The 16807-nt window shown below is 39.9% G+C and carries 23 protein-coding genes; all 23 read left to right on the top strand.

Features of this window, described 5'->3' with window-relative positions; all coding sequences use genetic code 11:
- The first annotated feature begins 3 nt into the window (after positions 1–3).
- Positions 4–303 carry a DUF4406 domain-containing protein gene (locus tag FUT79_RS08135; RefSeq protein ID WP_148879529.1) on the top strand — a complete coding sequence of 100 codons (300 nt, stop codon included), beginning with the start codon at positions 4–6 and terminating at the stop codon, positions 301–303.
- Between the two features lie 3 nt (positions 304–306).
- The gene (locus FUT79_RS08140; RefSeq protein WP_148879530.1) at positions 307–633 is read left to right on the top strand and encodes a hypothetical protein; all 327 of its coding nucleotides are present in this window, start codon (positions 307–309) and stop codon (positions 631–633) included.
- Positions 634–816: 183 nt separating this feature from the next.
- A complete protein-coding gene (locus tag FUT79_RS08145) occupies positions 817–1110 on the top strand; it encodes a P-loop NTPase family protein (RefSeq protein WP_187426836.1) in 294 nt (97 codons plus the stop codon).
- A 69-nt stretch (positions 1111–1179) separates the two neighbouring features.
- Positions 1180–1419 carry a hypothetical protein gene (locus FUT79_RS08150; RefSeq protein ID WP_024751671.1) on the top strand — a complete coding sequence of 80 codons (240 nt, stop codon included), beginning with the start codon at positions 1180–1182 and terminating at the stop codon, positions 1417–1419.
- On the top strand, positions 1419–2378 hold the full coding sequence (locus FUT79_RS08155; protein ID WP_148879531.1) for a DNA cytosine methyltransferase: 960 nt from the start codon (positions 1419–1421) through the stop codon (positions 2376–2378). Before FUT79_RS08150 ends, FUT79_RS08155 begins: the two co-directional genes overlap by 1 nt.
- A gap of 5 nt (positions 2379–2383) precedes the next feature.
- Positions 2384–2680 (top strand): hypothetical protein, encoded by a 297-nt coding sequence (locus FUT79_RS08160; protein ID WP_024751669.1) that lies wholly within the window; start codon positions 2384–2386, stop codon positions 2678–2680.
- Entirely contained in the window at positions 2677–3099 is a 423-nt protein-coding gene (locus tag FUT79_RS15565) for a hypothetical protein (protein WP_024751668.1), read from the top strand. Before FUT79_RS08160 ends, FUT79_RS15565 begins: the two co-directional genes overlap by 4 nt.
- A gap of 209 nt (positions 3100–3308) precedes the next feature.
- Positions 3309–3452, top strand: coding sequence for a hypothetical protein (locus FUT79_RS15105; protein ID WP_156009208.1), 144 nt, complete (start codon positions 3309–3311; stop codon positions 3450–3452).
- Positions 3453–3853: 401 nt separating this feature from the next.
- Positions 3854–5074 (top strand): adenine-specific methyltransferase EcoRI family protein, encoded by a 1221-nt coding sequence (locus tag FUT79_RS08170; protein WP_148889483.1) that lies wholly within the window; start codon positions 3854–3856, stop codon positions 5072–5074.
- A 38-nt stretch (positions 5075–5112) separates the two neighbouring features.
- Positions 5113–5511, top strand: a complete 399-nt coding sequence (locus tag FUT79_RS08175; protein ID WP_148884120.1) for a single-stranded DNA-binding protein — start codon at positions 5113–5115, stop codon at positions 5509–5511.
- 12 nt (positions 5512–5523) lie between these two features.
- Positions 5524–5970, top strand: a complete 447-nt coding sequence (locus tag FUT79_RS08180; protein ID WP_148883997.1) for a hypothetical protein — start codon at positions 5524–5526, stop codon at positions 5968–5970.
- Between the two features lie 169 nt (positions 5971–6139).
- On the top strand, positions 6140–6244 hold the full coding sequence (locus FUT79_RS15890) for an HNH endonuclease (RefSeq protein WP_425329147.1): 105 nt from the start codon (positions 6140–6142) through the stop codon (positions 6242–6244).
- A 459-nt stretch (positions 6245–6703) separates the two neighbouring features.
- Positions 6704–6895, top strand: coding sequence for a hypothetical protein (locus tag FUT79_RS08190; RefSeq protein ID WP_044634232.1), 192 nt, complete (start codon positions 6704–6706; stop codon positions 6893–6895).
- Positions 6892–7689 carry a terminase small subunit gene (locus tag FUT79_RS08195; protein ID WP_148889485.1) on the top strand — a complete coding sequence of 266 codons (798 nt, stop codon included), beginning with the start codon at positions 6892–6894 and terminating at the stop codon, positions 7687–7689. Before FUT79_RS08190 ends, FUT79_RS08195 begins: the two co-directional genes overlap by 4 nt.
- A gap of 108 nt (positions 7690–7797) precedes the next feature.
- Positions 7798–9393, top strand: a complete 1596-nt coding sequence (locus tag FUT79_RS08200) for a phage terminase large subunit family protein (protein WP_148878755.1) — start codon at positions 7798–7800, stop codon at positions 9391–9393.
- A gap of 32 nt (positions 9394–9425) precedes the next feature.
- Positions 9426–11198 carry a phage portal protein gene (locus tag FUT79_RS08205; protein WP_148889487.1) on the top strand — a complete coding sequence of 591 codons (1773 nt, stop codon included), beginning with the start codon at positions 9426–9428 and terminating at the stop codon, positions 11196–11198.
- Between the two features lie 31 nt (positions 11199–11229).
- Positions 11230–11541 (top strand): hypothetical protein, encoded by a 312-nt coding sequence (locus FUT79_RS08210; protein WP_024751710.1) that lies wholly within the window; start codon positions 11230–11232, stop codon positions 11539–11541.
- A 94-nt stretch (positions 11542–11635) separates the two neighbouring features.
- Positions 11636–12457: an antA/AntB antirepressor family protein gene (locus FUT79_RS08215; protein ID WP_148889353.1), complete on the top strand. Its 822-nt coding sequence runs from the start codon at positions 11636–11638 to the stop codon at positions 12455–12457.
- Positions 12454–13332: a DNA adenine methylase gene (locus FUT79_RS08220; protein ID WP_148889355.1), complete on the top strand. Its 879-nt coding sequence runs from the start codon at positions 12454–12456 to the stop codon at positions 13330–13332. Before FUT79_RS08215 ends, FUT79_RS08220 begins: the two co-directional genes overlap by 4 nt.
- Entirely contained in the window at positions 13329–13658 is a 330-nt protein-coding gene (locus FUT79_RS08225) for a DUF4406 domain-containing protein (RefSeq protein ID WP_024751735.1), read from the top strand. The genes FUT79_RS08220 and FUT79_RS08225 overlap by 4 nt, the downstream gene beginning before the upstream one ends.
- Positions 13655–13936 carry an HNH endonuclease gene (locus FUT79_RS08230; RefSeq protein ID WP_024751714.1) on the top strand — a complete coding sequence of 94 codons (282 nt, stop codon included), beginning with the start codon at positions 13655–13657 and terminating at the stop codon, positions 13934–13936. The genes FUT79_RS08225 and FUT79_RS08230 overlap by 4 nt, the downstream gene beginning before the upstream one ends.
- Positions 13933–14283, top strand: a complete 351-nt coding sequence (locus FUT79_RS08235) for a DUF1064 domain-containing protein (RefSeq protein ID WP_044634588.1) — start codon at positions 13933–13935, stop codon at positions 14281–14283. The genes FUT79_RS08230 and FUT79_RS08235 overlap by 4 nt, the downstream gene beginning before the upstream one ends.
- A 36-nt stretch (positions 14284–14319) precedes the next feature.
- Complete coding sequence (locus FUT79_RS08240; RefSeq protein WP_148889357.1) at positions 14320–16746, top strand: hypothetical protein; 2427 nt, start codon at positions 14320–14322, stop codon at positions 16744–16746.
- Positions 16747–16807: the final 61 nt, after the last annotated feature.

Here is a 16807-nt window from a genome sequence, read left to right on the forward strand (position 1 = left end):
AAAATGAAACAGATTTATTTAAGTGGGGCAATAAGCAATAATCCAAACTACAAACAGGATTTTGAAACAGCCTATAACAAACTTCACAAAGCGGGATATTCGGCAATACTTAATCCTGTTAAGTTTTGCGAAGGGTTAAAAACTTGGGACGACTGTATGCGGAAGTGTCTATTTATTTTAAGCCGACATAAAAACTTAGGTATTGCAAAAATAGAAACGCCGTATGCTTCAAATGGCGCAGAATTAGAATTACAAATTGCGGAAGCGTTAGGCTATGAAATTTATGAAAGAAAGGAGAATTAAAAAATGATTTTTGGGGAATCTTATAACTTAATTCAACAGGCAATAGCATCACATTCTGAAAACAAATTAAACAAATGTGTGTTGTGTGATTGCTATCAAGCATACGCACTTATGAAGACGCATATTGATGAGGCGAATAAACATGTCAACAGAGCCAACATGGAGTTTGATTATTATTGGGAAAAGGTGAAGGAGATGAAAACAAATGAGCAAAAACGCTTCTTAAAAGATGTAAAAGATAATGCTGAAATAATAATCAACGAACTTGTATGTGTTATTGCTTTAATCGAAAAATCAGAAAAGCAAATATACGGGGGCGAAAATGAGTAAAAACAAAATTATAGATATTTTGTCGTTTTTTGAAACAAAAAAGAAAGTTTTTGCTTATGAAGACTTCATTATCATTCCAAGTTTAGCTTGTAAGGGAGAGAGTATATAAAATGTCAATGAGTTTTGTTTTTTATGAAACATTTACAAAACAATTAAAATGCCTTGACGCTCAAGTCGGTTTTGGTGAAGGCGCAAAACGCCGTACTTAACAAGTATTCTTTTTGCCCAATGCTTGTAGTAGACGAAGTTGACAAAGCGAAAAAAACAGAAGGCCGTATTGGTTGGCTTAATATAATTTTACGCCGCAGATACAACGAGAGGCTGCCTGTTATTCTTTGCGGTAATATCGACCTAGAAACATTATGCAGGCATATAGACCTTAACGAAGGCAAGGCTATGCGGGATAGAATTGAAGAAGCCGGAGAAGTAGTACTTTTTAACTGGGAAAGCTCCCGTCCCGAAAAGCGGAGCGTGTGAACCGGCAATTAAAGGTTGATGGTTTTAAAAGTGGCTATCAACTAAAAGTTTACAGCCATAAGGGAGAACTTGAAGCAGTTGATTGCGGCGACTAAAAAACACGGGGAAACTGTGAAATCGATAGCAGGACAAAAAGAAAGTACTATTGTTGGCATGACACTTAATAATCGTGTTATTATTGATAAATCTTTTTCACAATCTTTTGGACAACCTTATGGGGATAAAGTATCTTGTACTACAGAAGAGCTTTTAGATAATTTTGTATTTTTATCTGATAATAGCCCCTGCGGGGAATTGGTGGAGTCGTAATGACCTACTTATCTGTATGCAGCGGTATTGAAGCTGCAACAGTCGCATGGGAACCGCTAGGATTTAAACCTGTTGCATTTGCGGAAGTTGAAGAATTCCCGTGCGAAGTTTTAAAACAACGTTTTCCGCAAGTACCTAACTGGGGAGATATCACTAAATATGAGGAGTGGGAAAATGAAGCAGTTGACATTGTGGTCGGGGGAACTCCTTGCCAATCTTTCTCAATCGCAGGAAAACGAGGAGGCACAAACGATCTTCGAGGACAGCTCATGTATTGCTATTTGGAAATTGTGGGAAAATATAAACCGAAATGGGTCGTTTGGGAGAATGTGCCCGGAGTATTATCATCGGGTAACGGACTTGATTTTGCAAGCTTCCTCGCTGGTTTGGAAAAACTCGGGTATGGGTGGGCGTACAGGGTGCTTGACGCTCAATATTTCGGAGCGCCCCAAAGACGCCGTAGAGTCTTCGTTATCGGACATTCTGATAATAGGACAGACCTTGCCGCAAAAGTATTATTTGAGCCAGAAAAACCTAGAACTTCTTTTGAAGCGAGCGAAGATAAGAAAAAAGAAATTACCGGAACGCTTACGACAGGCTTTGGAGCAAGAGTCTTTGACTGCGATACAATCTTAAACAATCAATTCGCCGTTGAAAGCTATACACTATCTTCTTTTGCTCAATATAAAGAGGGCGTGGGGACATTGAAAGCAAGCGGCGGAGACTTCGGCGGTGGGAGTGAAACGATAATTAAAGAAGGGAACAGTATACGCCGTCTTACCCCGCTTGAATGTGAACGATTACAGGGCTTTCCTGATAATTACACTCAAATTGAATGGAACGGCAAGCCTAAAGACCAATGCCCCGATAGTCATCGTTATAAAGCAATCGGCAACAGTATGGCTGTGCCGGTAATGCGGTGGATTGGAGAAAGGATTAAAAGGATAGAGGGAGCATAAAGCCAATGTCTAATCCAAAAGACCAACGCCGCTGTGCACTTGCAACAAGCGGCGGAGTTTGCGAAGTATGCGGGCGGCCTTTGAACGAAGGACAGCCGCAAGGGGCACACCGAATAGGCAACACTAAAGCTAATCGGGCTAAGTACGGAGATTTTGTAATCGACCACCGCCTGAATATGGGAATGACCTGCTCGCTAAAATGCAATGGCTTATTAGATATAAGCAAAGACACGGGCGAGGTTGTGAAACTTTGTAAAAAAATATATGAAATAGAATTACAAAAATACGAGGGGCAAAAATGAGAGAATCGTTTGTTTTTCACAGTGAATACATCGCAGATTTACCGGAAGAATACAAGGCGAATTTTGCAATGTATACAATAAGCTATGCTTTAAGTGGAGAAAAACCGCCAATCAGGGAAGGCTCGCTTGAATGGGCTTTATGGGTAAAAATCGCACGCAGGATAGACCAAGAAAGCGAGAAGTACGAATCGATAAAAGCAAAGCGAGCGGCGGCTTTGGCAAAAGCAAAATTGCTTATGGAAACATATAACTTAACAACAGCAGATTGTGAATTTGTTTTTGCGGATGTAGTTCGTCCATCAACCCCTCCACATTGGCTAGTTGCAATAACTAATATTATTGAAAAAATAAATAGTTGTATTGTTGTCTATATAAGCTATGGGAAAGCGGACAAGAATTTACAGATAATTTGGAGGTAATCAATGAAGAATGAATTTGACATTAAAACTTTTATCGATTTAGTAAAAGACATGCGGCGGTTACAAAAACAGCATACTCTTCAAAAGATGTAATGGTCTTATTTCAGGCAAAAGAGATTGAAAAAAAAGTAGACGCCATGTTGACAGGGGCTGATAAATTCTATAAAAATTATGAAGCCCCTAAAAATGAATTATAAAAGGAGTAATAGATGAGTGCTTTTAATAATGAAATAAGGATGAGAACAGAAGCGGAGAGCATTAGGCTTTTAATTAAAACAAAAGACGAAAGCCCATTTGTGCACAGCAAACAAAAATTGAATGGACAGACACAACATGGAATCCCGTTTTTTTAAACAACGTGGCGGCGTGAATAAAAAGAAAAACGGGCGGGAACTAAACGGGCAGACGTATTCCGAAATGCCGCAATATGTGCTATAATCTGCTGTAAAACAAACGGTAAAAAGAGGAAATAGAAAAAAAATCTTCCTTTATAAAATATATGACCACTACTTCTAGTATTTTTTCAAAACTAGTATAACGTTTTTTTAATAAGTCGATTAAATTTTTTTAATACATCTTATCAAAAACGTAAAAAGTTTTATAAAAAAGAGCTCGACACGGCGCAACGGTGAGCAATTTACCATAGTAATGCTTAAATCCGCAGCCTCTTATTGTTGATACTCCAATTTTTATAACAGGAAGTTAATTACAAAACGCTATACTAGTATATAATATGTTTTGGGACGTAATAGATATGGCAAACAACAAAGCATTGCACGCTGCCAATAGAGCAAAAAATGATGAGTTTTATACGCAGCTTTCTGATATTGAAAATGAACTGCGGCACTACGTAGAACACTTTAAAGGCAAAATAATTTATTGCAATTGTGATGATCCGCGTATCAGCAACTTCTTCAAGTATTTTTATTTGAACTTTGAACATTTCGGGTTGAAAAGTCTTATAACCACTTGTTATAAAAACCAAGACATTGACCTGTTTTCGCAGAATGCGGCAGAAAAAGCTGTATGGATAGAATACAAAGGTGGTGGTAATATCAACAACTTTGACAATATAGAAGTAAAAAAACTGCAAGGAGACGGCGATTTTAGAAGTTCTGAATGTGTAGAGCTTTTAAAAAAAGCCGATATTGTAATTACCAACCCCCCATTTAGCCTGTTCAGGGAATATGTTGCCCAACTCGTGGAATACAAAAAAAAATTTGTCATCATCGGAAATAAAAATGCTATTACCTACAAGGAGATTTTTCCGCTTATCGCGGGAAATAAGTTGTGGATGGGTGTAATGCCTATGGGCTTTGATATACTTTTTGATGTTCCTCAAGAGAAACAAGCAGAACTTCTTGAAGGGAAACCAGGCAGTAAATATAAAATTGTTAATGGGGTGGTTAAAGCTAGATCTACCGGATGTTGGTTTACTAACCTTGACCACAAAAAACGGCACGAGGAACTTGTTTTGTACAGAAACTATAGCCCAGAAGTCTACCCGACATACGATAACTACGATGCAATCAACGTAGATAAAGTAGCCGACATCCCCTGCGACTACTACGGCGTTATGGGGGTACCGATCACGTTTTTAGATAAATATAATCCTGAACAATTTGAGATAGTTGCTTTTAGAAAAGGAAATGATGGCAAAGACCTTATCTATTCTTTAACCAGAAATGAAGGAGAGGTAAGAGAAGAGAAGAGAAGAGAAGAGAAGAGAAGAGAAGAGAAGAGAAGAGAAGAGAAGACAGCCTTACTTCAGGATACTCGTACAACGAATTACGAAACCAATTCTCGGGAAATGACCGAGCGACCGTTAGTGGAAAACTTGTATATGCAAGAATATTTATCAGGCGAGTCTGCTACAGCAATTCAGGGAATGATTAAAAATGCGGAGGGAAAAATAAACGGCAAAATAACGTATGCAAGAATTACTATCCGTAAAATAAAAAAGAATGAAAAATAGACTTATAAACAACCATAAAAATATAAGGAGTTTTATTTATGACAGACTTAAACAAAGTAATGTTAGTTGGGCGGCTTGTCCGAGACATTGAGCTACGCTATACGGCTTCAGGAGCAGCCGTAGGGAATATCAGTCTTGCGGTTAATCAAAGCCGCAAGGTTGGCAATGAGTGGCAAAACGAAGTAAGCTTTTTTGATTGCCGGTTATGGGGTAAAACGGCAGAAAGCCTTCAGCAGTATTTAACGAAGGGCAAACAGATTGCAATTGAAGGCTCACTGAAACAAGAGCGATGGGAAAAGGACGGGAAGACACAAAGCCGCGTAATCATTGATGTTCAGTTTGTGCAGCTATTGGGAGGCAATGAGAGAGCAAGCGGAAACTCGGGCGGGGTGTTAGGTAATTACAATGCGGCTGATGAAGAGGCTATACCATTTTAGTTTTTAGGAGGAATGAAAATGGATTTAACAAAAAAGATTGACGATTTAATCGCGGCAAATGATGAGTCGGGATTGGATGCGATTATCAAAGAACATGGCGGATATATTTTTAAAACGGAGTACCTTGGTTTTACGAGTAATCACGGACTTATGGGAGAGTATTTTTACAGCAATTCTTTTGAAGAAGCCGTGGGAAAAACAAAGGAATATTTAAGTATTCCCTTACAAAAAAAAGAAGATGGACTTTCAATATCTCTTGAATTAATAACTAAGTTTTTAAATGGCGGATTAGAATACGGCGCAAATATCTTTTCTAAAAAACAAACAGGGAAGGGAATCACCTCAACTTGCAACTTAAGCGATTGCAGTAATTTTGAAGAAATTAAACGAGGAGCTGAAATGCTATCAGAAAATGATTTGCTGCGTTTTAAAAACCGCATTGAGGAAGTTTTAATGTAGGAGAAGGAGGCAAGATGTTACATCAAAGACCGGAATATACGAGTACTTAATTGACGGCAAAGAAAAGCACCTAAGTATTCGCATCTTTAGCGACAATATGAAACGAGAAGCCTATGAGCGACAGCAAGGGACTTGCTCTGCCTGTAACCAACATTTTGAACTGCACGAAATGGAAGCTGACCACATTACGCCATGGAGCAGTGGTGGTAAAACCATTTCAGAAAATTGCCAAATGCTTTGCAAACATTGCAACAGAGTAAAAAGCGGAAAGTAGCAAGGTTTTAATGCCCAGTGATAAATTTTGTCAATATAATTATAACTAATGCTATTTACATTTCATCCGCTTGCAATTATTTTTAATTTGTCTATACTATAAAAAGTATTATTTAAATTCTTGAGAGTAACCTAGCCGTGCCCTCAATGAACATTCTTAAGCGTCTTGTCTTTTTTTAATAAGGACAAGGTTTGTTCATTTTTGGGGAAGTATGCTGGGGGAGAAACAAGAACACTGTTCAAATTTACAACACGCCAAAAACGCCAAATGCGAATCTGAAATCCACGACTTTATTGACTCCCTTTGTAAAGAGAGCTTTTACGGGGAACTCATCTTTTATTTTCAAAAAGGAAATATTGAATATTGCCGCACGGTTTCACGTATTCCAAAAAATGAAATAATAAAAAAAGTACAATCTCAACAAAAGAAAAAGACCTCCACTTGCAAGGAGGTGAATAAATGATTGTCTGCCCTTCATGCAAGAAGCCTGTCAAATATATTGCCTCAAAAGATAACACTATTCTCATCGTAAACGCCGAATTAAAAACGCTAGTCAATGAGCGCGGGCGATTTATTCAAGGATATGAACTGCATGAATGTCCTTCTGAAGTTGCAGCAAAAACAATACCGACAGCGGAGGCGCAAGCATGAAAAAAGAAAAAGAAACTCCACCTGAAAAAAAGCCGAAAGAAAAACTAAAAAAGACAACCGCTGCAAAAACAAGCGCCGCAAAAAAGAGCGTAAAAAAAGAAGCATCGCTTTCGAAAAACGACGTGCTTATCAGTATGGAAACGTTTGATGTCGGCGATGCAAAACTAACCGAAAAAGAAAAGCGGTTTGTGTTCTGGTATACCTATCCCGGAAGCGATGCCTTTATGGTGCAAGCCCGCGCTGCAGAGCTGGCGGGTTATAAAAGCCCAACGAGTGAAGGCTATCGCTTGCGCAAAAAAGATACTGTTGCAAAGGCAATCCGGTATGTATTAGACACCAACATAAAAAAAGACCTCGATGAAGAATATTATAAAATACTCGAACTAAAAAAAAGGCGTATTCATTATGACTTAGCTGATTATGTAAAGAAAGAACAAAAGACAATTATAACCAAAGAGGGTATCGAAAAAATAATTGAAATTGAAGAGCTGAAAGATTTACAAGACCTTACCCCGCAGCAGCGGCAGGTAATTGACGGACTGGACCTTAAGGGCGGCAACAATACATGGGTGTATATTTTCGCCGATCGGGATAAAGCAATGGCGGATATTATTCGCATCCGTGAAAAGCTTTTTGAGCGAGAGCAAGGCGATGAAGGGGATAATATTGAGTTTGTTGCGGAGATTATCAAAGAGGGCTTGGCGTTAAAAGTTTCCGCACGTAATAAAAAGCGCGCAATAAGCGAATCGGCCGACTTTCTCGAGCTGAGCAATGAGGGCAGCGAGGAGTTTTAAAATGATGAAAAGAGCCTATTTACGCCTATATTCGCCTATATTTTTGCCGTTTTTTACCCTCTTTTTTCTGTTTTGTGCCGCACAATTGCAGGCGGCGGAGGTATAAAAATGGGGGCATTGTTTACACCGGATGAGCGGCTTAACTATACAGACGCCTTTATAAAAGTAGATGAAAAACCGATTGACCTGGACTTTTGGCAAGAGCGGTTTTTAATGGATGCACAGCGGCATAGTATTGTTTTAAAAAGCCGCCGTACCGGGTTTTCATTTATCACCGCCCTAAAAGGCTTGGTAAAAGCGATGGATGGTAACCGCACAAAATACGTAAGGCAGTTTGTAAGTTATAACGAAGAAGACGCAAAAGAAAAAATACAATACGCACAAGAGTTTTATGCATCCATTCATCCGAAGGCAAAAAAGAAACTGCGCTCCTGTACAAAAACTGCAATGGAGTTTTACGACAAAAGCGGTAAAACAGTAAGCCGCCTTATTTCAATAGCGTGCCGTCCGCCGAGAGGGCGCGGAGGCGATATAGTCTTTGATGAGATGGCTATATACCCTGAGAACAAGGCGGAAGTTATTTACACGGCAGGCATCCCTGTAACAGCGCGCGGCGGGTGCGTGGAAATAGGCTCCACTCCTCTTGGTAAAATCGGGCGGTTCTACGATGTGTTTATCGACAAGAAAAAATACAGAACCTATAACCGCTACACTATTCCCTGGTGGTTTTCTGCAGCACTCTGTACAAACGTTGAAGAGGCGGTGCGCAACGCTCCCGCAATGGATACAGAAGAGCGGGTGTATCGCTATGGAACGCCTCCTGTTATTGAAGCCTTCGAGGCAATGCTTTTAGAAGACTTCCAACAAGAATTTGAATGCACCTTTATTGATTCAGCGTTGAGTTTTATTACCCTTGATTTAATCTATGCAAACACGCCGGGTATGAGAGCGGAAGACCGCACTGAAGAAATTAGAGGCGGCAATATTGAAGATGCAGACATTGAGGATGAAAAAGACCTTGAAATAAAAATCTTTCGTACAAGCGATGAGCTTTGTGCAGGTTATTCTCGCGAAGAACATGGAGCCCTTTATTTAGGCTATGACGTAGCCCGTTATCGGGACGCCGCCGTTATTTATGTTTTGGGCGTGGTTGACGGAAAAAAAAAATGCGTTGCGGAAATAGAAATGAAAAATAAAAAATTTGAATATCAGCGCGATGAAATCAGAAAGATAATGAGGCAGTTACCTGTTGTACGCGGCTGCATTGACCGCACAGGGCAAGGCTTAGACACAACAGAAACATTGCAAAAAGAATTTGGAGAATCAAAACTTGAAGGTATTGATTTTACGACACCGGCAAAAGAAGTGCTTGCGATGGGTGTCCGTACCGGTTTGGAAAAAAGGGAATTTTTATTGCCCAACGACCAAAAATTTCGCAAGCAAATTCACTCAATTAAAAGAATACCGAGTGCAGGCGGGAGCTTCCGCTATGATTCAACGCGGGATAAAGACGGACACGCCGACAGCTTTTGGGCGTTTGCCCTTGCCAATCATGCGATTATTGGGAATACGGCGCAGGCGACAACAGGCTTTTATCAACAGGTAAAACAACGGAATGAAGCCGGAAAAAAAGAAACAAAAAAAAGCTCAAGCAGGCGGACTAGAGGAAAGACCCTTGCGCAAATTGATAAAAAGATAAAATAACCATGATGAGATGAGGGGGAGGAAAATACGTCATGAGAAAACAGAATAAAAAGAACAAACGGAAAGACAAGATTAAAAAAGCAGTAAACACCGGGCTTGCTTCAAATGAAGTGCAGGTTGTAGAAAAGGCTGTTGCGCCAAATCAAATAAAAACTGAAGAAATCGACGTTGATAAAATGGTGCGAAAACAAGTTGCTCGCCGTACGGCATTTTCACAGCAGAGTGCCCTCTTTGGCACAGTAGACAAACAAAAAGGCTTGCAGTCGCTTTTTTACGACCCGTTACAAATGAATACGAACGCATGGGGAAGAGTGCGGACTCTATCCCCGTATTACGGCAGGCAAATATCCTACCGCATTTTGCGCCGAGTATCAGAGAAGGCATGGGTTCTTAATCTTTGTATTAGTAACCTCATTAGAAAAGTGCGCCCCTTCTTAAAAGTGTCTACCGATGAAAACACGCGCGGGTTTAGAATTATTGCAAAAAGCGCGAAAGACAAAAAAGAAGGTATGAATGAAAGAGAGCGGAAAACCGCCGAAGTGCTTGCCGATTTTATGCTTAAGACAGGAGATATTCAAGACAATAACCGCGAAGATGATTTGGATGCGTACGCCTCCAAAATAATCCGGGACATCTGCCAGCTTGACCAAATATCAACCGAATTACAGCGGACACGCTCGGGAGAACTCGGAGCCTTTTGGGCAGTAGACCCCGCAACGATTGAAATGTCATTACCGCAAAGCGAAGAAGAAACCGGCATAAAATACGTGCAGGTTATTAACAATATTCCGTATGCGTTTTACAGCCGAAGCGATTTTATATTCACTTGCATGAACCCGAGAACCGATGTTGAGCGTTCCGGATACGGATATTCAATTGTGGAACAAGCAATCGATTTAATCACCTCCTCGATAAATACTTTCATGTTTAACGCAGGTTTCTTTGTCGAAAACAAATTGCCGAGAGGAATGCTCTTGCTTAACGGCGATGCCGATCTCGATGAGGTTGAAGAGATTGAAGACTACATTGTCAATCTTATGTCGGGCGCACCGTCCAGCCAGTGGCGGGTGCCGATTATCCCGAGCGGTAAAAGCGCAGGCGGCGAAAGCAATCGACGCTTTGAGTGGATAAACTTACAAGGCAGCAATAAGGATATGGAGTTTCAATCATGGTTTGACTTGCAGCTTTCCGGCATTGTCGGGCTTTTCGGCTTCAGTATGGAAGACCTAGGGCTTCACTCCCAAAAGTCAGCACCGCTTATCGGAGCCGATGTAAGCCCTAAACTCGAGGCAAGTAAAAGTCTTGTGCTTGGAGACATGCTCAGCTTCTTACAAAAGCACCTTAATAAAATCTTGCAGGAAAAGAACCCCGATTATGAATTTGAGTTTGTCGGTTACGAAAAAAGCGATTCCCGCCTTGTCTTAGAAATTGATAGAAGCGAGGTAGAAACGTTTAAAACAATCGATGAAAAGCGCATTGAAAAAGGCTTAGAACCATTTAATGAGTCATGGTCTACCGTACCGCTTAATCCGCAAGTTGTACAGATTCTTCAATCAGAAAAGCAGCAAGATGCAGGCGGTATGTTCGGCGGCATGGGCGGTATAATCGATGATGAAGAACATAACGAAGGTGATGATGAACAAAATGAAGGCGATAACGATGGGCAGCAAGCCAATTCGGAAATCGAACAAGCGGAACAGGATGCGCCGCATGGAGGAGATAAAAACAACAATGAAAATAAACAATGGAATAATCTATCAAAATCTTTCGGCATTAAAAGAGAAGCAATACGCATAGCAATATAAAGGAGTTAAAATTATGGATGGGAGGAACAATATGAAAATTACACGAATTTTTATTTTAATTGTAGGCCTTGTTTTGGCAGGCGTATTATTTATGAATTACGGACAAACCGTTCCGATTGATTGTGTCGGGGCAGCTATTGTTTTAACAGGAGGAGGATTAGCTGTTTATGACAGCGTGAAGGCAAAACGAAAAGCTGCATTAATTCCCCTTGCAGTAGGACTCATAACTTTGATTATAACGGGCTTTATTCAGTTTAATGGCGTTATTGTTGTTGCCGCATTTGGGTTTATTGCTCTCGGCATATATTTATATTTACGGTTTCATAATCAAAAAAAAAACTGATACTCATTGCCTTTCAGAAAGCACGTGCGTTTTTTTTACTCCTTTTACGCAAGATGTTTTTCTGAAAGGCGTTTTTTAACGGGAGAAAAAAAAGATGAACGAGATAACAAAAAATAAAACGACGACGACATCTGTACCGCCTAACCTTACATTTCAAAGTAAGGTTGAAAACGCCGGAACAGAGTTTGAGCAAAATGAAATATTGAAAATTGATACCGTAGAAAACCGGCAATATGTAAATGCGCGGGAGCTGCATATGCAATTACAAGTTGGGAAAATTTTTGCGGCATGGATAAAAGAGCGTATTGAGAAATACAGCTTGATTGAGGGAAAAGACTATAAAACTTGCTTTCCAAATCAGGAAAGCGAGATTCACGGCGGGCAAAACAAAAAAGATTATTTACTAACCGTCCAAGCCGCCAAAGAATTGGCGATGGTAGAAAACAATGAGCAGGGGCGGAAAATAAGGCAATATCTTATTAAGGTTGAGGAAGCGTGGAACACTCCCGAGATGATAATGGCAAGAGCCTTGCAGGTTTCCCAAAACACAATCAATTCATTAAATGAAAGATTAACCATAGCGGAAAAAACAATCGAAGCGCAAAAACCAAGAGTAGAGCTTGCCGATGCCCTCACCTCAAGCAAAGGGGCTATCAGTATGGCGGAAGCGGTAAAGGTCTTACACCTACCGTTCGGGCGCAATACCGCTTTTAAAATGCTGCGGAATGCAAAAGTCCTCAATGCAGATAATATCCCATACCAAGAATATATCAATCGGGGCTATTTTAGAGTGCGGGAAAGTAGCTGGAGGAATGCAAAGGGCGAAACAAAAATATCACTTGTAACAGAAGTTTTCCAAAAGGGCATGGATTATTTACGCTCATTTTTTATTAAGAAAGAGGTACTATCGGCATGAGACCACCATTAAGCTATTACGGCGGCAAACAGCAGCTTGCAAAAAAGATTGTATCACTTATTCCTGAACATAAAATCTACTGCGAACCCTTCTGCGGAGGTGCTGCTGTTCTGTTCGCGAAAGAACCCTCACAAGCTGAAGTCATCAACGATACAAATGCGGAAATCATCAACTTTTACCACGTTGTACAAGAAGACTTCCCTGCACTCCAAAAAGAAATTATGAAAACGCTGCATAGCCGTGAAATGCACCGACATGCCAAAATAATTTACGAAAACCCTGACATGTTTGATACGGTAAAAAGAGCATGGGCTGTATGGGTGCAAGCTAATATGTCATTTGGAAATTGTCTTAATAGTGGTTTCGCATATGCAAAAAAGAATGAGAGTATAACAAAGACGATTGTAAATAAAATAGATGAGTTTACGGATAAAATATCAAATAGAATTAGAATGCTGCAAATTGAAAATTGCGATGCCTTAAAGGTTATTGCTTCCCGCGATACAGCCGATACATTCCACTATATTGACCCGCCCTATGTAGGTACAGATCAAGGACATTATGACGGTTATACGCAACAAGATTTTGATAACCTTTTAGGAATGCTGCAAAATATACAGGGGAAATTCTTGCTTAGTTCTTTTAGAAATAAGAAGCTATCCGAATACACAAAAAATAATAAATGGTATCAAATCGAATTTAAAATGGTAAACACAATGACACAAAACGGAAACAAAAAAAATCAAAAAATAGAGGTTTTAACCGCAAACTATCCTATTAGCCTTGATAAGGGGCAAGAGGCAAAAAAAGAAGATAGCAGCATAGGGCAATCAGAATTAATCTTCGAAAAAGAATTAAGCGAGGAGCGTGCATGAAACTCTATATTTCGGGCGGAATAACGAATGTTCCGGATTATAAAACACAGTTTAAAGCAGCAGAAAGGAAGCTAACGGAAAGCGGCTATACGGTTATCAATCCCGCCGATTTTGAATTTACCGAAGGGGCAACTTACGATGAAAAGATGCGCTTTGATTTAATGCAATTGTTAGGATGTGATGGAGTAGCTCTTTTAGGCGGCTGGGAAAAATCAAAGGGAGCGAACATTGAGGCTTCGACCGCATTGAAAGTCGGCATCCCTGTTTACGATGTTGATTATTGGTTGGTAAATGGTAAAAAAGAACGAGACGAGGTAGGTGCATGAAAGACTCTATGAGAAAAACACGCCTATACGTATTTAATCGAGACGGTTTTAAATGTACCGTTTGCGGTAAAAAAATAGATTGGACAACAGGACAGATGGCGCACAGAATACCAAAAACAAAACTAAACATAAAAAAGTACGGGATAGGCATTATAGACCATGCTTTTAATTTGCGAACAACATGCTCATTAAAATGTAATTCAGCCGTTTTAATTGACAACAATCCGGCAGAAAAAGAACAGCTCATTGAGGCGATACGGAGGCAGGGGAAGAGGTGAGCTATAGTCATTGGCATAAATATAAAACAGCCCCTAAAGAGCAGCGCACGGCAGACGGCATAGTTTTTGCAAGCAAGGCGGAAATGTTACGATACAAGGAGTTAAGACTTTTAGAAAAATCAGGCGTGATAAAAAACCTTGAATTACAACCTAAATTCTTAATTATCCCTGCAACGGAAAAAGGCGGAAGGGCAACCCATTATGTCGCCGATTTTCGCTACACGACAAAAGGCGGGGTAGAAATAGTCGAGGATGTGAAGGGTGTTAAGACGGAAGTGTATAAGCTAAAGAAAAAGCTTTTATTATGGCAATATCCGGAAATCAATTTTTACGAGAACAAAGTATAAAAAAGTATACATGATGAGAATAAAACGAGGAGAAAAATGAAAATAAAAAATATAGAAATTGCAATTAGCGGCATAACCGAAGAAAACAAAAAAGAAAAACTAAAAAACCTTGTGCGGGTGCTTTCCGCCTTCCTTAATGTGCCCTGTGAGTTAAACGGAGAACTGTTGGAAAAGGCAAAAACCCATAAGTACATTAAAAAAGAGTTTAAAAACGGGCAATGGGTGTATACATACGAAACCGACCGCAAAACCGCACGGGCAAAGGTTGAGGTTTGCACAGCCAAGCCGCTTGCGGTTATACCTGAAAATGCAAAAAAAATAGGAAATAAATTTATCAAAGAGTGGCAGAAAGATTGGCAGCGTAACCCTGAAAAAAGAAAATGTCCCGCATTGAATTATACTAAGATAAGCTTTGGTAATATCAGCTTTAAGCATATAAGTCTTAAAGGTGGAAATAAGCCGAGAGGAAAAGATAAGACTGCGGAACGTGTAAGCTTGCTCCCTTTTGCCAAAGAAATATTGGAAGGCGAAAATAAGGGGGTTTGCCATTCAGTACGGGTTGAAAAAGACCTTGTCTATTATGAAATTATCGGAAGGGCAAACATAAACGGAAAAGAAGAAGCAATCAGTGTTATTGTTTCAAAATTCAAATCAGATGCTAAAAAATATATTTCAGTAATAAAAAAAGCCGTCTCCAAAATACTTCACAGAGACGGTTCAAATAATAATCATGCCATGGACGGCGGCACGTGCCACATCAACCCTTTGCAGGGGCAGGCCTTACATAGAGATAGTGAAGCGTATCTCCGTAAGTTCGAGTCGTCATTATCCAACACGGCAAGCGTGAATACATCACGTCCTACAACTGAAAGTAGTATATCACATTCAGATAAAAAAATCAATTCAGTAATAAAAAAAGCTATCTCTATATTGCTTCACAGAGATAGCCCCTCGAGTGTTACGGGCGGCGGAGTGGCTGCCAGAGACTTTCGTCCTGAAACTATCTTTCAAAGAAAGACTACCCACAATGGCGGTGAAGCTATCAACCAAAGCTTATTCCTGCCGCCTTACCCCAACGTATCACGTCCTACAACCGAGGATATTGTACCACAGACAGCGGAAAAAAACAAGTCATATCCTGATATTATTTTAGAAATAAAAAATCCCACACCGGCAAACAGTCAAGAAAAGTTTTTAAAAGCAATTAGAGCCGTATCAAAACAGCTTGATATACCGATAGGTATTGATAAAGAGCCAAGCGAAAGCGGGGAAAAGCATATTTTTCCGATTAAGCAGGAGCTTGCCGAGTATTGGTATAATTTATACCCGCTCATTCTTCAATCACTCTATGAAGATATTGCCTCTGTTTTAGGTTTGCCGATTATGAATATTGAAATCGTGCGTAAGGCTCTTTTTTCAAGTACAATTGAAAACTTGAGAAGCTTTTTAATAAGGTTTTTTAATCTTAAAAATACAAAATTACGTTATAACGGAAAAATCATATTTAACCCTGAAACGGGGGAGCCGCTTAAAAAAAAGGATTTTGACGCACTCATTAAGGCAATTGAAAACGTGCTCAATATGAACACAAAAGAGGCAGCCAAAAAAATAACGCTTGATGCGGTTACCACAGAAAAACTCTTAAAAAGAATAGCAAAGCTTTCATCCGTTAAAGATATGGAGAAGCTGTCAATCGGTGAATTAAAATACAAAGGAAAAACATTTGAGTGGATACGCGAAGATTATCGCAACCTCGAAAGCGTTTTAGGAGAGCCATTATCACGAGCGGAAAAAGCCCGCTATCAAGTATGCGAAGACTATGCTACTCATTTAATCACGAGGGCAAATGATGAGATAAAAAATGGGATTAAAGAAACATTGCTTGACGGAATTAGAGGGCGAAAATCAAAGTCGGAGATATCGCAGGAGCTGTATAATAAATTTGCACAAGAAAATCGCAGCTGGAAAAGAATAGTTGATACCGAAACGGTAAACACGGCAAACCTCGCGCGGGTTCTTAATGAGGTGCAGGAGGCGAAGCAAAGCGGCAATGCTGAAGGCGGAAAAATATATTTTAAGCGTTTCGAAATGGCGAACTGTTGCGAAACCTGTAAAAAGTTTAACGGCGTAATAGCCCTGTGGTCAGATGTTCCGCTTGCAAGTGATAAAATAAAAGACCCGTATGCGAGTGTTGCAATTTGGGAGGGGAAAGAACCTGATGCAAAAAACAAAACCTTAGTGGTCGGTGCTATTCATCCGCATTGCAGGGGCGGTTGGACGCGGTGGGGAACTGATGAAATGAACGCAATAATCGCAAAACAAAACGGCAAAGAAAAAGAATGGGATGCTGCTGTTGCAGCGGTAGAAAAAGAATACAAAGCAAGCGGAAAAAAGAAGGTGCCGATAATTTACGAAATGCAGCTTGCCGAAAAATACAAGCAAATGTACGGAGAAAAAAAATAAGCACTAATATTTTTATACTTGCAAAAAATAAAAAAAACAGTTATACTGCCGGCGGTTGATA

It is taken from the genome of Treponema phagedenis (assembly GCF_008153345.1).
In the GTDB taxonomy this organism is placed as follows: domain Bacteria; phylum Spirochaetota; class Spirochaetia; order Treponematales; family Treponemataceae; genus Treponema; species Treponema phagedenis.

Bases quoted from the DNA above. Each gene is read 5' to 3' on its own strand.
- FUT79_RS08135 (WP_148879529.1), top strand. From the start codon at position 4: ATGAAACAGATTTATTTAAGTGGGGCAATAAGCAATAATCCAAACTAC.
- FUT79_RS08140 (WP_148879530.1), top strand. From the start codon at position 307: ATGATTTTTGGGGAATCTTATAACTTAATTCAACAGGCAATAGCATCA.
- FUT79_RS08155 (WP_148879531.1), top strand. From the start codon at position 1,419: ATGACCTACTTATCTGTATGCAGCGGTATTGAAGCTGCAACAGTCGCA.
- FUT79_RS08160 (WP_024751669.1), top strand. From the start codon at position 2,384: ATGTCTAATCCAAAAGACCAACGCCGCTGTGCACTTGCAACAAGCGGC.
- FUT79_RS15565 (WP_024751668.1), top strand. From the start codon at position 2,677: ATGAGAGAATCGTTTGTTTTTCACAGTGAATACATCGCAGATTTACCG.
- FUT79_RS15105 (WP_156009208.1), top strand. From the start codon at position 3,309: ATGAGTGCTTTTAATAATGAAATAAGGATGAGAACAGAAGCGGAGAGC.
- FUT79_RS08170 (WP_148889483.1), top strand. From the start codon at position 3,854: ATGGCAAACAACAAAGCATTGCACGCTGCCAATAGAGCAAAAAATGAT.
- FUT79_RS08175 (WP_148884120.1), top strand. From the start codon at position 5,113: ATGACAGACTTAAACAAAGTAATGTTAGTTGGGCGGCTTGTCCGAGAC.
- FUT79_RS08180 (WP_148883997.1), top strand. From the start codon at position 5,524: ATGAAAATGGATTTAACAAAAAAGATTGACGATTTAATCGCGGCAAAT.
- FUT79_RS15890 (WP_425329147.1), top strand. From the start codon at position 6,140: ATGGAAGCTGACCACATTACGCCATGGAGCAGTGGTGGTAAAACCATT.
- FUT79_RS08190 (WP_044634232.1), top strand. From the start codon at position 6,704: ATGATTGTCTGCCCTTCATGCAAGAAGCCTGTCAAATATATTGCCTCA.
- FUT79_RS08195 (WP_148889485.1), top strand. From the start codon at position 6,892: ATGAAAAAAGAAAAAGAAACTCCACCTGAAAAAAAGCCGAAAGAAAAA.
- FUT79_RS08200 (WP_148878755.1), top strand. From the start codon at position 7,798: ATGGGGGCATTGTTTACACCGGATGAGCGGCTTAACTATACAGACGCC.
- FUT79_RS08205 (WP_148889487.1), top strand. From the start codon at position 9,426: ATGAGAAAACAGAATAAAAAGAACAAACGGAAAGACAAGATTAAAAAA.
- FUT79_RS08210 (WP_024751710.1), top strand. From the start codon at position 11,230: ATGAAAATTACACGAATTTTTATTTTAATTGTAGGCCTTGTTTTGGCA.
- FUT79_RS08215 (WP_148889353.1), top strand. From the start codon at position 11,636: ATGAACGAGATAACAAAAAATAAAACGACGACGACATCTGTACCGCCT.
- FUT79_RS08220 (WP_148889355.1), top strand. From the start codon at position 12,454: ATGAGACCACCATTAAGCTATTACGGCGGCAAACAGCAGCTTGCAAAA.
- FUT79_RS08225 (WP_024751735.1), top strand. From the start codon at position 13,329: ATGAAACTCTATATTTCGGGCGGAATAACGAATGTTCCGGATTATAAA.
- FUT79_RS08230 (WP_024751714.1), top strand. From the start codon at position 13,655: ATGAAAGACTCTATGAGAAAAACACGCCTATACGTATTTAATCGAGAC.
- FUT79_RS08240 (WP_148889357.1), top strand. From the start codon at position 14,320: ATGAAAATAAAAAATATAGAAATTGCAATTAGCGGCATAACCGAAGAA.